Consider the following 16,232-nt stretch of genomic DNA (forward strand, 5'->3'; position numbering starts at 1 on the left):
AAAGACAATAAAAATATGTCTATCCTCTGTCCAAGCTGTCTAACTGATAATCCCGATGGAACACAACAATGTATTAGTTGTGGTTTTAATCTCACCCCTGTATCCCCTAACAAAACTACCACATCACTCCATCATCTCAGCATCGGAACTTTACTCAAACAGGGACAATATCAGATCGAACAAGTTTTGGGTGAAGGGGGATTTGGCATTACCTATAAAGGAATTTATCGAGCGAATAATGCTCCTGTGGCTATCAAAGAACTTTGGCCAGAAAAATCCGCTAGACAAGGGAATCAAGTTATTTGGCCTGCCTCTATTTCTCCTCAAATAAAACGACAACAAACCAGTAAATTTAAGCTAGAAGCCAGCCATCAACAAAAATGTCATCATGCCAATATCCCTAAAATTTATGATTGGTTTGACGAAAACGATACAGTTTATATTGTCATGGAATTTATTGCGGGAAAATCTCTTTTTAAAATCCTGACCCAAGAAAAAAAGCTAACTGAAGAGCGAGTTAAACGCTATTTTCTGCAAATTGCTGATGCCTTAAAAACCGTCCACAATAATAATTTTTTACACCGGGATATTAAACCTGACAATATTTTAATTGATCCTCAAGATAAAGCGATTTTAATTGACTTTGGTGCGGCGAGAGAATTTATCGCCGGTCAAACAGGAGACATGACCAGAACCTTAACCCCGGGTTATGCTCCTTATGAACAATATAGTCAAAGGAGTAAACGTTTTCCTGCCACGGATTTTTATGCTTTTTGTGCTTCAATCTATGAACTTTTAACCGGACAATTACCAATTGAAGCACCGGATAGAGCTAGTGCATTATTGCAGCAACGTTCATCAGATCCTCTCATTCCACCCCGACAACTCAATCCAGATATTTCTAATTTAATGGAAACTGTTATCCTAACTGGAATGAGAATTAATGTTGAGGATCGTTTCCAAACTGCTGACGAACTGATTGATGCGCTCAAAGGTCAATTTGTTTCTCCTTTACAAAAAAAAGCAAGAGAGTTAGTTAAACAAGGAAAACTTGTCGAAGCAGTTCAAAGTTACGAGAAATGTTTAAGCAACGAACCCAATAATGGTGCAGCTGCTGTTGAACAAGCGTTATTGCAAATCCATCTTAATGATACTCAAGCTGAAATTGCTGCCCAAAAAGCAATTCAACTAAACCCTAATGATGGTAGAGGGTACGGAGTTTTAGGCTTGGTATATTGCCATCAAAATAACTGGGAATCCGCCGTACAACAACTACAACAAGGAGCTAAACTTTCACCTCAAGCTCTTTGGATACAAGTGAATTTAGCCTGGTCATTCGGTAAAATTGGTCATTGGCAAGAAGCAGAATCCGCTATCAACACAGCCCTAAAACTTGATAGTAACAATCTCTTTGCTCTCGGAATTCAAGCTTGGATTACCTTCAATCAAAATCAATTTAAAGCCACTATTGGTGCTGCTAGTAAAGCAATTACTAAATCCAAACAAAACCCCTCCCAAAAGAATCAACAAATTCAATATTGGGTTTATCCCTACCTACTTGCCGCTCTTGACAAAGCCACCACTAGCCAACAAAGCCAAGATTTAGACCGGCGCATTCAAGACTGTCTGACTCAAATTCAAGACCATCCCTTTGCTTGGGGTTTCAAAGGTTGGAAACAAGCTCAACAAGGGTTATGGAGTCAGGCTCTTCCTTGCTTTCAACAAGCTAGTCGTCACCCCAACGCAGCCCCCTGGGTGCTTATCAATACGGCTATTAGTCATGAGCATCTCAACAATCCCTCGGAGGCCCTTCAAATTTATCAAGCTTACCTACAGAAAAATGGTGAGGAGCCTTTTATTGCCTATCGACTAGGAACATTACTCGCTCAATTGGGACAATGGAAACAAGCGAAAACTCATCTGGAGCAGGCGATTCAACTCAAACCTGACTACCCTGAAGCCTACCACAATTTAGGCTGGGTATTACTTAATCTAAAAACTGCCGATGGACAAATCCAATATGCCCGCGAACTCTTATCCTACTATCGTCAAGCCATTACTCTCTACAATCAACAAGATAAATCCCATCTATCCAGAATGCTCGCTCAAGCTTTAACAGAGGCTGACGTTTAAAGGCTAAGAAATGTAAAATTGACTTGCTTTGACGAAGTTAACCTGCTATAGTCGCAAAAAAACTGTTTTACAGTTTCCTCCCAAGAGCTATTTTTCTACTTCCCTAACCGCCACGACTTCGTTGATTGTTATTCGTAGCTCATTTTCAGGAAATTGGCCTACTTCTGTGCCTGATTTTCAGCTTAGTAAGCTGAAGGAGATTATCTATTATCCTGTTTATTTGGGATTTTTAGTTTTTCCTGACAGGATTTTGCCAAAAGCATTGACGTAGGGATTTCTAGGTTGTTGTTTTTTTATGTTAGTAGTTTTCGAGTTTAGCTAGTTAATTTGAACCATGATTAAATACGTTATTCTCAATTTAGAACCGAGCAATGATAAAATTCAATGTTCTCTGCAAATAAAATATTTATCAACTAATCCATTGCGAGCGTTAATTTGGACTATTCAACGATTTTATAATTTTTTCTACGGCGAAAAATTTAAACTCGATTATCCTACTGAACTGATTAATAAATATAATAATTGGAACAGTCAATATAAGCAATTTCAAAAATTAGGACTGAATCCTAGCTCGGCAAATGAGGATTTAGATAAATGTGCAAAACAATTAGATCGTAACCTAGAACAATTTAACCAAGAATTAAATAACTGGTTAGAATCTGTTCCTAATAAAGTTGAAGAAAAAATAGAGAAAAATTTCTTAAGTAGTCTTGAAAAATTTTTGGACTCTGATACCAAAGTAATCTTTGTCATTGAAACTGAAATTCTGGAAATTCAAAAGCTGTTTTGGCATCATTGGAAATTACTCAAAAAGCATCCTCAAATTAGCCTTGTATTTGGGATAACACGACCAAAAAATAAAGTTAAACAAGAATTATATGTTCGGCCGTTTAATGAGGCGTTGAAAGTTTTGATTATTTTCGGAGATATCCCAGAAGGAAATATTCAAAAGCAAAAAAATATCTGGGAAAAATCAATTTCGATATGTCATAATTTGGGTATTAAGTTAGAGTTGCATTATTTGGAAAAAATTAGTTCTCAAAAGATAAGATCACTTGTCGATAATGGGCATCAATTTGAAGTTATTTACTTCTTGGGACATAACCCATATGAGGAAGAAGGCAATGGGCAAGAAGACAACAATATACAAATTAGTGAATATGAATATTGGACAAATAGTAAATTTTGCGAATGTATTAATATTCAAAGAATAAAAACTTTAAAGCTAGTTATTTTAGACTCTTGCTATTCCCTAAAGTTAGCAAAAGCTCTCATTAACGAGGCAGAAATTCCTCAAGTTATTGCGATGAGAGAGTCTATCTTTCTGGATTTTTCTCGAGAATTTTTAGTGGTTTTGTTGATCGATTTACTTCGATATAAATTTTTACCTTTTGCTATTAAAGAAGCTCAAGAAAAGATAGAAGATAATGAGGATGATAAAAAATGGCAAAGTTCTGCTTCAGTCGTTGCTCTTTTACAAAATCTCAACAAAACTCCTTGGACATGGCCTAATAATAAAGAATCTCGCTTCAAAAAGAATATATTTCTATATTGCTCAAGTTTTTTGTCTTGGTTATTCATATTAGCAATAATTCTTACTTTGAGCAAGAATAGATTACTTAATCTTCCTGGACCGATTAATAAAATATTTCCTCCGTCAAAAGCTGAAGTAGAAAATGTATTACAAGAAAGTACAGTAACTATTAAGGTTTATGACCCCAAAACAAATAGCTCTAGTTTTTTTGCGGGTATTATTTTTGCTTATGACAAGAAAGCAGACAAATCTCATTCTCAACAAGATACAACTTATTATATTCTAACCAACGCAAAATCATTAGAAAACAGAGAAAATAGTCAAATTGTTATATCAACTAATCAAGGACGAAAAGAGTTCAGAAACTACAGACCTATTACAGAGGTGAGTCAGCACTTAGCTATAATGACTTTTAACAGCAATAAAACATACAAAATCGCTCAACTGAGCAAAGCTAAGGCTGCATTAGAAGAAAAAGTTTATATGGCCGCTCGACAGTCTCCAGAAGACTCTCATTCAAATCTCAATTTAATTGATGGTAAAATTACCGATCTAAATCCAATGCAAAAAAATCAAACTTATAAATTTTTCTATAACAGCTTCGATGGTACAATTAAACCAAAAGCGGAAGGAAATTCTATCATCAATCAATATGGCTGCTTAATTGGAATTGATTTAGGTAGTTCTAATTTGCCTAATCAGAATTTGGGAATTGGTATTCCTGAAAATACTCTTTTAGAGGTAAAAAAGCTTAAAAATCCCCAGGACACATCGATAAATAACATAAAAGAATCAAAGTTTGCAGATTTATATACTGAGTCTTGTCAGTATGAATAATAAACCTATAAAGACTCTTTTTCCAGCTTACGATATTGAAGCTTGAACAGCGATAAAAACCACTGCGATACCGTTTCTTTATTAGGATTATATTGATCGATTTTGTCAAATACTTGCTTCAAGGTTTGCTGCCATGCCATTCCAGAAATATCTGGGGAAGAACTATAGATATTTTGATTTTGTACTTGATTAGATTCTTGAATTTTATTAGTTAATTTAGTTAAGCTTTTATATCTTTGCTGACTAATTTTTGGATAATTTTTAGCAGCCAAAGCTAAACTTTCTAGCTGTTTGTCTTCATATTCTGCCAGTTCTGTGTTGATTCTCGCTAACAAAGTCCGTAAAGAATTTTCCCTTGCTTTCAAAATTCTTGAATCGATTTCAGGATGTTGAATTGCATAGTCAGAAAATTCTACTATTGCTTTCTCAAACTCTTGGGCTTGAGCTTTTCTAAGTTCATATCCCTTTTCGTTCAAAACCATAGCTGTAAATCCACTAACTGTAACTCAACGCAAACAATACCTTTAGTAATTCCTCTTTCTACATCTATTGTATAATAACCATAAATCGTTTGACCATTTACGGCTCTCGTATCTGCGGTTAATAATTCTCCTCCATACTTTTTCTTTTGCTCTCGACATCCTTCTAAGGAAGTATCCAGCAGGATACTATCAAGCTTTTCTGGATTTACTTTCTCACTTTCCCAAAAACCATCATAATCATTGGGTTTTCCCTTTTTAGTCACAAAACTACCATCAAGATAGACTTTTTGGCAACCTGCTTGTTGAAGATTTAGCAATACTCTTTTTAGTCCGACTAGAAGACGTTGTCTTCTTCGAGTGGTTCCAAATCTTTCTACAAGCTCTTCCCAGCTATCTAATTTATGTTCTCCCGGCGGCAAAAAGCCGTGCTGATTAAAAGGAGGAATTCCCATGTTTTTAATATTAGATAATTTGTGAGCAAGCTGGGCATTGCCCAAGAAAAACTAGGGTTGATTAGAACTAATTGAATGACTATCTTGATAAGATTGATTCAAGGGATCTCTGTAGATTAGGTAAAGTTTTAGAGGAATCGGTGGACTTTGAATCAACGCTAGATGATAGTCCTCAACAACCTGCATAGCTTCAGAAATAGATAAGGATTTATCGTAACGAAGATCGGCGCATTTTTGAAAAGTACTTTGAGCAGATAATTTCAGATCTGAATACTTTTTCCAAAGCAGTAATATATCCCCAGATAGAATAAAAGAAATAGCTGTTAATGCTGCCTTAACTGCCCACTTTACCCCACTCATATCTTGATTTTCTTGGCTAATTGTAGCCGTAGAGGTTGCGAAGTCTGCAAAATAAATAATTCCTGATAAAATTAAAATTGAAATAACTAAAAATACCAGTAAATAATTGACCGTTTTTGCCGCTAAAAACTCAGTAAAGTAAGCAGATTCTGTTGTAATATCCATTAATCTTTGTGGACTATTAGATAGAGAAGATGAATAATAAGGAGAAGTAAAAGGAGCTTGTTGCAATTTAATTCCTGTTGTCCAAGCTCTAACCATAGCTAACTCATGGCTGGGAATATCTTCTCCTAAACTATCAGCATATAAAATCATTCTTCTACATTTATCAGCTTTTTGTGTCAAGTTATTAGCCCATTCTCGCAACCATGCTACTGCTATTGGAGTAATTAAGGCAAGAAAACCGGCAATAGCTAAAAGCCACAATTTATTGTTGACTGTCGCAATTAATGCTAAAACTTGAGCGCATAAAGATAACCACAAGCTGTACCACCATCTCACTTCAGCTTGATCGTAGAGATAATTGCGAATATCCGATAAATCTTTTTGGTTTGGCATAGCTTACTTTAGCATCGATATAAGATCAAATTTTGAACAATTTATCTAAACTTTAATCAGAAATGAAATTTAGATAAATTATCCCGTTCAAATAGAGTTTAGTCAAAAGAAAATTGTTCTGTGTGACTTTCCTCTGCTCGCTTCACTTGTATTTGAAAACTCTCTCCCAATTGAAGCTTATAGTTCAAAGAGATATAATTACCTCTTTTTGTTTGACTTGCATTCAAAGTTTGGTCGGATAAAGATAATAGCTTCAAATTCAAATCAGATGGAATTTTTTCTCCTCTATCGGATTCAACTTCCACAAGAAGTTGAAACTTTCCATCTTTTGTAGGGGTTATCCTAACAAATAGGATAAATGTCCGTCTTTTCAGAGTAATGTATTTAGCTTTATAGAGAGGAGAGGTGATAGATTTATCAATTGTAGGTAGAGCGGGATTATCTAGGCAAACAAAACTTTCCTGTTTATCTTTTAAAATTTTTGCTGATTCATCCTCATTCCAATTCTTGTCAAAAGTTCTTTTGAAAAGTTGTTTGTTTTTAGCCAGAAGAAGTAAATCAAGTAAATTGTCAATATCTGGTAATTGAGCTAATGGTAATTCATTAGTTTTTATCTGCTCGACAAATCCAAATAAAATAGCTTTCTTCGCTTCTTCATCAATTTCTACCACAACATAACCCACTCGATCTGACCATACCTCGGACGGGACATAACAGATATTTTCATTTGGCAAAACCGGACGACATTCTAATTTACCGAGAACATCGATCTTTAAATCAGCACTATCCATTAAAATTCGCCGAGTATAATCCCCAATAATGCTTTCCTTTAAATTTGTTTCTACTTTCAAACACTGGCAGTAAAAGTTAACAGCAAGCACGGCTAAAGTATTTAGAAAAACCTGTTTACTTTTATCAGCATCTTTCTGCTCGCAACTAAACTTTTGAGCTAATTTAAAATCAGCACCGCTCAGGGGGACTGTAAAAGTTAAACGTTCAGCTAGTGGCATCATGGTTTTTGTCTCCTATTTCTAAAGATATTCTTGAAAAATTGGTTGCAATTTATCAATGCTGCGTTGATAAAAGCTGCTTAAAGTTGCTAGGGAGATTCCCCATTCTGTTGACATTTCCTTCCAAGATTGTCCATTAAATCGCCTTATACAGATTGCTTGAAAATTAGCCTCCGGATGCTTTTCGATGTGAGTCTGCCGAAAACAATCTCTAGGATCTTTTTGGATAAAATCCCATAATCTCTCCCAATCTTTTTGGGGGGAGAGAGATTCAGTTTGCTCGATTATATCAAGCAAGGAAGTATCTGGGGCATGGTTCCAGCTTGATTGCTCCGACTGGAGAGGAACATCCAAAGATTGCTCATAAATTCTGATTCGCTTGCCATTATCTTGTCTATGTCGCAGTTTTAAATGTTCCCTGACAGCATCGATAAACCGCTTATCGAGCAAAAAACTTACCCATGCCAAGACATTACCTTTACTTGGGTCGTACAGGTCAATTTTTTCAAAAATCTCTAAAAAAGTCTGCTGTAGAGCTTCGTGAAAAATATCCTGATAGACAGACTTAGGAAAATTATAGATATTTTTACAGTACACTTTATTAGAGTTTTGAATCTCATTGGTTAGTTTTGTTAGCCATTTTTGTCTCTCCTTGCTGTTTGCAGGGGAGCTTTTAGCCAAAAGTGCCATTTCTTCAAGAAGCTTAAGTTTGCTGTCTGGGTTACTCATCAGAGAACTCTCCTTGCATTTTCTAGATCACTACCCCTTTTATCTACTCGTCAGGTTACTGGCATTTTATGCAAAAACCGATAATTAAAATTCTTTTTTGTGAGGAATTGTCGAGGGAATTGCGATCTCGCTCCCGGACTGCCTTCGGTATCGCAGCCAGAGTGGATGTGGCGCGGGGTACTATCGAGAATGTAAATTTATGTTAAGATAATCATAAATTTTGCATAAAAAGCAGCCATCCCTACGAGAAAGTAATATAAAACCGAAACTAAACACGATCGCTGTTTGGTTGCTATCAATTATCAATCATGACTCATTGATCAGGAGGTGGAGTGCTTGGGAGTTATTTATATTGGCGATCGCGAAACAGGTAAAACTCACCTAGTCTTGGAATTAGCTAACCCCAAGGGAAATTATGTCAAAGTTACTTATCCCGATTATCAGTTTCTTAGAGGACTCTTTTTAGATCTAGAACTTGGCTCTCCAAGACCAACTGGTGGTATCGCTCCCGAAGGAATTAATGAGCAGTACATAGAAGTTAATGTCACCCTTCCCACAGGGGAGAAAATGATTGCCTTGGATTGGTTGGACACCCCCGGTGAAATCTGGCGACAATACTGGCAAAAAAATCGACCTGATGAGTGGCAAAGATTTCTCGAAACGATCAGAAAAGCTGAAGGAATTATGTTGATTTTACCGCCCTATCGGGACATCATTAAACCGACCAGCCAAGTAAACCTAGCTGACTTTATCACCAGACAACAATGGTGTAATCGTTTTGACCGTTGGCTTGAATTTTTCCAGCAAGATTGTCCGAAAATTCGACATCTTCTCCTCTGTTTAAATAAAGCCGATTTACTCCCAATCGATCTCGAAGAAGAAGCCAGAAAACTCGCTTTTAATCCTGATTTCCAACCCATAACATGGCAAGAGAGAGATAACTATGTCTTTCAGCGTTATTTTCGACCGATTCACCCTCAAATCAATCAACTTAACCGTAGTATTCAAGGGTTAACAATTAGATGTTTTATTACGAGCATATATAATCGAAAATTATTAGAACTCCCCTGGATTTATTTGGGCAGTCATCTCGCAAAATAAAGTTAAAATAGGAGTAAAAATGACCAGTGGAAATATTGTTGTAATTGGACCGACAGCAGCAGGAAAAACCACCTATTTAGCTGCTTTGTCCTACTTCAAAGAACACAAACAAGGCAAAAAACTATTTACTGTCAACCCCCAAAATCCTGCCACAAGAATACTTGCTGAAAAAGCTGAAAATATTCTCAAACAAGCGGCCGATCTAGATAGAACCGTCATCGGACAAGAGATTGAGTCAGTAGATGACTTACCCTTTTATTCCTTTGGTATCACAGCCAAACCCTATTGGTATAGTTCCACGGAGACTTTTCAATTAACCGCTAGAGATTATCCCGGAGAAGTCTTTGAGGCAATTGCCAGTCCCAGTGCAAGGAAGCCTATCCATGAAGATTTTATTAATGAATGTTTTACCGATGTCATCGGCTGTCTAATTATGCTAACAGGATGGGAACCAGGAACTGATAACTTTTATAACAGAATCATGAAACAATTCCTTAAATTAATGGATGAGCGGGGTCGTTCTCAGAATTTGAAGTTAGCAATAGTTATGAGTAAATGTGAAAGAGGAGAAATTTGGCCCGGTAGGCTTGACCCAGAAATTGATTTGTTCGCCGTCCATTTACGAGAAACTACTAAAACCTTGCGAGCAAAAGTTATTCCCCAAAATCTGCGTTTTTTTGCCCTTTCTACCTTTGGCGTTTTAGGCAGAGATAATCCCCGTCCTAACCGAGAAGATCGGATGAAAGGAGAAGAACCGGCTTCGGTGATTAGACAACCAAACTCATGGCAACCTTATAATCTAATTGAACCTCTCTATTGGCTCAGTAAAAAACCAAATCAAGGAGCCAAAAATGAAAGCGTTTGACTGGTTAAAACCAAAAGCTCCTGAATTAAAAGATGCCAATGCCGAAATACGGGTTATTGGCGATCGCAATGCTGGTAAAACCGCCTATATGGCTTCCCTCGCCTATTGGCCAAATGCTAAGGCCGATAGTCCAGTTCAATCGGTGACTCCAGTGGGGAACCAAGAAGCCAGCGCACAACTGATGAACATGGCACAGAACATCTTGGAACAGGGACTAGAATTAGAACCAACTCCCCTAGAAGCCACCGTTGATGAAGTCAAAGATTATGGATTAAGTATTGTTCTCAAAGAACAATTTTCTTTGAAAAATCTGCAAAGAGGCCTATCTTCTAGCGCAATACGTCTCAATGTTAACTGTAAAGATTATTCCGGCGAGTTTCTTCGGGATCTCATTAACAAAACCGGCGATCCGCGCTTAGTTGACTATCTCGAAGACTGTGTGGTGGCTACAGGTCTTTTATTGTTAGTGGATGGAACCTCTCACCGCAAAGATAAAGACTATGCTATTGGACTAGAAAAATTTTTAGCGGCTTTAGACAGGGTGGATATTAATCCCAAACAGCGCCGCGTTGCTTTTGCGGTTAGTAAGTGCGAACTGAGTCAACTGTGGGTGAGTCGTCATGAACCGAGAAAATTGACACAAAGACGCTTTCCTCTGATGCAAAATAAATTAGAAAACTGGGTAGATAGGGGAGGAGGTGAAGTGGACTATTTTGCCACTTCTGCCTTTGGTACGTTGGGAACCAATTATCCCGAACCCAACTCGATCGAAAAACAACGCGATCGCCAAGGAACAACTTCTATTATCCGCGATCCGAGACGGTGGCGACCCTTTGGTTTAGTTTCCCCGATTTACTGGCTTTGTACCGGTCAACATCACAAAGAATTAGATAAGGATTAAAACAATGACTACTATTCACATTCATGAATTTAGCACGGGTATTTTAGTCGATGGCACTGGCGGTGCTGGTGAGTGGAAATCGCGGGGTTTTTCGGGAGAGTACATGAACTCAACCCTTGCTACAATTCCTACACCTGTACAGTTAGCTATTAAAAATCGAGAATTTGCCGTTTCTGAAGGCGCATCTAGCCAAAATCCCGCCATTATTGGACGGGAAGTGGAATATCATGGAGAGGCTTGGTCAGTCATTGCCGTCGTCACACGGGGGATAGATGAACGGGGACGGGGTGCATCTCTCTATCGCTATTTCTTGTGTCAGGGAAGGGGTAAGCTGCCTGATCTTGTATCTTGGTACATGAGAAAGGGAAAGCCAACTTTTAACCCATCTGATTATAAACAAGTCGATTTGTTTACAGAATATGACGATACTGAGACTCAAATTAATGAACATATTCCATCTGAGTTGGATGGGATTTGGGAAGGAAAAACACCGATAATTATTACTCAGAATAATTTGCAGACACCATATCCTGCTTTAATGATTCATAAAATTGCCTCTAAAACTGACCCAGCAAGATGTAAGGAATTGATTTCTTGGGCCTGTAATGTAGAGGCTTTAGAGCAACCAAATCGCTTTTTAGTCATCTATCCCGCCAGTAAAAAAGCAGAGGAGACAATAAGAGCCAGAATAAACAGTGTTCCTCAACTTGCTCCAGCAATACCTGAAGAAACTCTAATTAAAAATGCTATCAGGAATTCCTGCCGGACAGGAAACTTTCAAGAAAATTTAGCCCCTATCGAAGATGCTTTGAACAATCCTAAAATTCAACAGGATTATAAAACCTTTTGGAATTCCATATTTGAAGGACAAGGCTCCAAAGATGCTTATCAACAGGGAATTTATAATGAATCTAATGTACGTCTTTTGACGCTACAAGCCATCATTTGCCCTGAAAAGCTGCCAGATTTTGTCGCTTGGATAATGAAAAAAGAGAAGGATTATTATCCAATATCTCAGAGTTTTCAAGGGGAGATTGTAAAAGCTATTACTCAGCCAAACTCATTAATATTTAATCCAGTTAAGCAAGGTATTAATATACTTATTCTTAATGTCATTAAGCAGCCAGACTTGATAGATGCTACGGCTAGACTCTTATCAGATAAAGACGGACTCTGGGGAGTAACATATAAAACTTTCACAAGTGTGGGATTGAAACAAGATTTAAAGAAAAAAGCAGGTTATCTAAGCACGGAAACAGAAGGTTTAAAAGAAAAAGAATTTTATGTGTTAAATGATGCACGTTGGCAAGAAATTATAGATGACTTAAGGAAAGTTTGGAATCATCGTTTTTATCCCGATCCAACAACTCAAAAATACATCCATCTTGCTCGCCTATTTGATAAACTAGAAGTGTCATCGCAGGAACAGTATAAAGGATATAGTTTAACCGTTTTCTTTTATCATCTCGCCCAGAAAAAGATTCCTAGTGACGTATATAAACGCCATAAATTGAATGGGGATGAAGATAAGAATTTTGATATTAAAGTTCAAAGAGATATACCTTGGTATGAACCAGTATTTAGAGAAATAAAAGAAACAGCAATATTTCTTCTATCTTCTGTGTTTAAAGGTGGAGCAGCTGGCTGTTTTATTGCTATTATTTATTTTTTGCTTATATTCACTTTAGGAGGATTTTTCTTTCAAAGATTATTGAATTTAGCTAATTTATCTGTACCCGGTTTACCCGGAGGATCAAACAATTCAGAATCGCCGATTATTAAAGAAGCGATCAAAAGCTTTCCAAAGACTAAAGGGTCATTACTACAAATTCAACAAGATTTGAAGCAAACTACTAGAGCAGATGCTTTTAAACCTAACAAGAATGAGATTGATGAAGCTATTTCAAAAATTCTCGATCCCAATAACTCTTTTGAGCTTAAGACTCTAAATAAACTAGAAGATAATAAAGATAAAGAAAAGTGGATTTTGTCTATATTGTATTATCAATTATATAAAGTTACACCATCTAATTCTGATGATATTGATGGTATTATTGATAAGGATGGAAAAACTTATCAAGCTCTAAAATGTAATCTGCTTCAAAATATGCAACTGCAAGCAACTCAAGCAACTGCTGACAATTGTAAAAAGCTAGGGTTTTCTAAAGTTAAAGTGGCTAAAACTCCCGCTTCATCTTCAACTCCCGCTCCAACTCCAACTCCAACTCCAACTACAACAGAAGAGGAAGCAATCAGAAAGGCAGTCCCAGAATTTGATAAACCAGAAAAGACAAAATATAGTTTACAAACTTTAGTAAAAGAATTAGATGAGGCTTTTTCTGTTTCATCTTCATATAATGTAATTAATGTTCTTGATCCCAATAATGAATTTGGAATTTCCCTTAGTCGTATGACTGAACCAGCAGATAAAGAAGCTTGGGTTAAAGCTATTTTACAATACCAAGAAAGTCTTAAATCTAGACTTAAAAAGGAGCAATCTATTAAGATTGATGTTGATGGAGTGATTAACTATGGAAAGAATACCTATAACCTTTTGAAGTGTGATGTAGCTGCTCAACTGGGTGAAACATTAAGTAATAAACCAGCAATTTGCGGTAAAGTAAACCCAATTGATTGAGCAACTCCCCCATCAGGATAATTTTTAAACCTATGAGAATTTGGCTTTACATACTAGCAGGAATAACCTCGGCTTTAATTGGCTGGAATATCGGTCAGATTTTCTTGACTGACTTAAAAATCCTGTCTCGGTTTCCAGAGGTGGTTCTTTTCCCCTGCGTCGCTATATCCTTAGGGATTGGGATGGTAATGAATGAAATATTTATTAGTAATCCCACCCGTCCTAAACTCAACTTTCGGATTGCTTTAGTTCCCCTATTAATTGCCACCTTAATCGGATTGATTGCCGGATTAGCTGCGGGTGGAATCTTTCAGCTATTAATTCAATCTGGAGTTGCTGAGTTTCCAGGCAGACTTTTAGGTTGGCTTTTTGTCGGTGCAGCCGTTGGATTAGCCGAAGGACTTACTTGGCAATTTTACAGCATGGAAGCGGGGGATCGCGATCGCTTTCGACAACGGTTATATACTAGCATCATCGGTGCGGGTGTTGCCAGTTTAGTAGCGGTGGGAATCTTTGAATTTATTCGTCAATGGTTAGGCACCTCAGAAGCGTTTAGAAAAGCAGAAGATCCCCTCGGATTTGCCATTTTAGGCTTATTGCTCGGCCTAACCTTTACAATTACTAATTCTCCTAGCTACATGGCAGCACTGAGAGCCGGTAAAGGATTCGAGTACAGGAAAATCATTCCCGAACTCGAAAGCATCGATCCTCAATTTACATCCATTAATTCAGTCTTTCCTAACATCCATAAAACGCTCAAATTTGTCAGTGAATCGGATGCCGAAAAAATCGAAGAGGGACTGTCGATTCAACTTCCCGCCAAAGGAATCATCAAAATTGGTTCTGTCGCCAAAACTAAAGGTTCTGATGGTGTAGAAAGAGGATCGGATATTTATCTCCCCGGACTCCCCCCCCATATTGCTGACATCAAAATTATCAGCCGTGATGCCATTTTAGATCCTAACCCAACATTTTACAACCTTATCGAACTCAATGGCATACCTTTAACTAGCACCAAAGAAATTCCCCTTAAACACAATAACCTGATAACCTTCCATGTTAAAGATAACCACAACCCCGATGAACCCAAAATTTATCGTTTCGTCTTCTACAATCGCTTCCTTGACCCACAAGCTTAGTTTATCAATGATTATGTTAACCGCTCTTATTACCCCAGCTTGGGGAATTAAACCTGAAATCACAGATATTGAGGACATCGACGATAAAGTGACTCTTCAAATTCAAGTGACAGGAGAAGAAAGTAAACCGATTATGGGTTTAGCTGAAAGCGATTTTCAGCTTAAAGTTATTGATAAAAAAAACAACAAAACTTATCAAGGAAAACAACTACCTTTTGACTGGAAGTCTCCCCGAGAAACGACTCCTCCTGATGCTTGGATTGTCGTTCTCATCGACTTTAGTGGTAGTATGAATTGTTCTCAGGCTCTCAACACAAGATGTGATGCCAAAGCGGTTGCTAAAGGAAAGCGAAAATTAGATGCAGCAATTAACGCACTGGGAACATTTATTAAATTAGCCTCAGAGCGTAAAGGCAACACCTATTTATCTATTGTTCCCTTTGGGGTAGAAGGTAAAAATGACAAGCCTGGAGCCTGTGATTATTACCCAAAAGTTACTTCAGAAACTCTCGATAATTTTAATTTAGTGCAAGATGTTAAACTAACTAATTTTCTAGGTAGTCTTGCGGATAAAACTCCTTGTGCAACGACCAACTTCTATCAAGCTCTCAAAGAAACCGTCAAATTTTTTAAAAACGATAAAGAAGGTCGTTTCTATCCTAAAGATAAAGAAGGAAAACCTTTAAAACCTCAACCACGACTCTCAATTATTCTCCTTTCTGATGGCTTTGATAATAATAGTAATTATCAAGAAGTTCAGAAAACTTTAGCCAATCTTCAGAACAATAAAGATATTGTTGTTCATACCCTAGGATATGGCTTAACCCCACAACAATTAGGCAAAAAATATTCCTTAGGTAAACCTGCTGTTCGTGGAGATATTAATAACCCAAAATTATCCCAAGCAACTAGAGAGCAACTAGAAAAAGAATTTGTAGATCAAAAACAGTTAGCGGAAATTGCGAAGTTAACAGGAGGAGTTACTGAATTTGCTGGTGATGCTGATGAAATTGCCGAGAAATTAGAAATTTTCCTTGATGCGATTCAAGGACGATACGAAATCAGTTATATCCAACCCAACGTTCGACGAGGAGGTGAATATGTAGCCACAGTTTTTACTCAAAAAGTAGCATCACAATCAAAACCTTATACCCTTGATTTTTTTGGGCGTACACTTCCCTTAGAAACCAGAATATTAATGCTTATTTGTATTTTTTTTGCTCTTGGTTTGGGAGGAGTTATTCCTTTTTATTATTGGGGAAAATGGTTAAAAGAAAAACAGAACTAATCCTAAATATTTCGGAACTTGTAAAGTCATGAAACAGATGCTTATTTATTCATCTCTCTTTTTCCTCAGTAGTTGTAATTTTCAGTTTAATCAACCTCAAACAACTTCAGAATGTCCTCAAAAACCCACAGCTATTCTCATTGCAGAAAATCTAGAAAATGTTAACCTAACCACTGAAACTATCACCAAATCTAATCAGGTTAGT

At 37.1% G+C, this 16,232-nt stretch carries 13 protein-coding genes; 8 read left to right on the forward strand and 5 right to left on the reverse strand.

The features are described from left to right. Positions 1–15 precede the first annotated feature (15 nt). The gene (locus IM477_RS01490) at positions 16–2,133 is read left to right on the forward strand and encodes a protein kinase domain-containing protein (protein WP_287730243.1); all 2,118 of its coding nucleotides are present in this window, start codon (positions 16–18) and stop codon (positions 2,131–2,133) included. A 334-nt stretch (positions 2,134–2,467) separates the two neighbouring features. Continuing rightward, the gene (locus IM477_RS01495) at positions 2,468–4,504 is read left to right on the forward strand and encodes a trypsin-like peptidase domain-containing protein (RefSeq protein ID WP_287730244.1); all 2,037 of its coding nucleotides are present in this window, start codon (positions 2,468–2,470) and stop codon (positions 4,502–4,504) included. A gap of 5 nt (positions 4,505–4,509) precedes the next feature. On the opposite strand, the gene IM477_RS01500 is transcribed toward IM477_RS01495, so the two are convergent. The 5 genes from IM477_RS01500 to IM477_RS01520 all read right to left on the reverse strand — a co-directional run bounded on the left by IM477_RS01500 (position 4,510) and on the right by IM477_RS01520 (position 8,095). After that, positions 4,510–4,986 carry a hypothetical protein gene (locus IM477_RS01500; RefSeq protein ID WP_287730245.1) on the reverse strand — a complete coding sequence of 159 codons (477 nt, stop codon included), beginning with the start codon at positions 4,984–4,986 and terminating at the stop codon, positions 4,510–4,512. Continuing rightward, positions 4,977–5,483: a DUF6932 family protein gene (locus IM477_RS01505; protein WP_149978950.1), complete on the reverse strand. Its 507-nt coding sequence runs from the start codon at positions 5,481–5,483 to the stop codon at positions 4,977–4,979. Before IM477_RS01505 ends, IM477_RS01500 begins: the two co-directional genes overlap by 10 nt. Before the next feature lie 6 nt (positions 5,484–5,489). Further along, positions 5,490–6,356 (reverse strand): hypothetical protein, encoded by an 867-nt coding sequence (locus IM477_RS01510; protein ID WP_149978951.1) that lies wholly within the window; start codon positions 6,354–6,356, stop codon positions 5,490–5,492. A gap of 98 nt (positions 6,357–6,454) precedes the next feature. Then, the gene (locus IM477_RS01515; RefSeq protein ID WP_287730246.1) at positions 6,455–7,369 is read right to left on the reverse strand and encodes a DUF1822 family protein; all 915 of its coding nucleotides are present in this window, start codon (positions 7,367–7,369) and stop codon (positions 6,455–6,457) included. A gap of 18 nt (positions 7,370–7,387) precedes the next feature. Further along, positions 7,388–8,095, reverse strand: coding sequence for a sigma factor (locus IM477_RS01520; RefSeq protein WP_287730247.1), 708 nt, complete (start codon positions 8,093–8,095; stop codon positions 7,388–7,390). A 327-nt stretch (positions 8,096–8,422) separates the two neighbouring features. On the opposite strand from IM477_RS01520, the gene IM477_RS01525 reads away from it, so the two are divergent. Genes IM477_RS01525 through IM477_RS01550 form a run of 6 tightly spaced genes read left to right on the forward strand, consistent with a single transcriptional unit; the run spans position 8,423 to position 16,027 of the window. Next, the gene (locus tag IM477_RS01525) at positions 8,423–9,196 is read left to right on the forward strand and encodes a hypothetical protein (RefSeq protein ID WP_287730249.1); all 774 of its coding nucleotides are present in this window, start codon (positions 8,423–8,425) and stop codon (positions 9,194–9,196) included. A 19-nt stretch (positions 9,197–9,215) separates the two neighbouring features. Further along, on the forward strand, positions 9,216–10,061 hold the full coding sequence (locus IM477_RS01530; RefSeq protein WP_024968980.1) for a hypothetical protein: 846 nt from the start codon (positions 9,216–9,218) through the stop codon (positions 10,059–10,061). After that, complete coding sequence (locus IM477_RS01535) at positions 10,048–10,962, forward strand: hypothetical protein (protein ID WP_190722276.1); 915 nt, start codon at positions 10,048–10,050, stop codon at positions 10,960–10,962. Before IM477_RS01530 ends, IM477_RS01535 begins: the two co-directional genes overlap by 14 nt. Positions 10,963–10,966: 4 nt before the next feature. Then, positions 10,967–13,600, forward strand: coding sequence for a hypothetical protein (locus IM477_RS01540; protein ID WP_287730250.1), 2,634 nt, complete (start codon positions 10,967–10,969; stop codon positions 13,598–13,600). A gap of 32 nt (positions 13,601–13,632) precedes the next feature. After that, complete coding sequence (locus tag IM477_RS01545; protein ID WP_287730252.1) at positions 13,633–14,739, forward strand: hypothetical protein; 1,107 nt, start codon at positions 13,633–13,635, stop codon at positions 14,737–14,739. A 13-nt stretch (positions 14,740–14,752) separates the two neighbouring features. Continuing rightward, complete coding sequence (locus IM477_RS01550; protein ID WP_287730253.1) at positions 14,753–16,027, forward strand: vWA domain-containing protein; 1,275 nt, start codon at positions 14,753–14,755, stop codon at positions 16,025–16,027. The last annotated feature ends 205 nt before the right edge of the window (positions 16,028–16,232 follow it).

It is taken from the genome of Microcystis sp. M090S1, from assembly GCF_020246295.1.
Lineage (GTDB): Bacteria > Cyanobacteriota > Cyanobacteriia > Cyanobacteriales > Microcystaceae > Microcystis > Microcystis aeruginosa.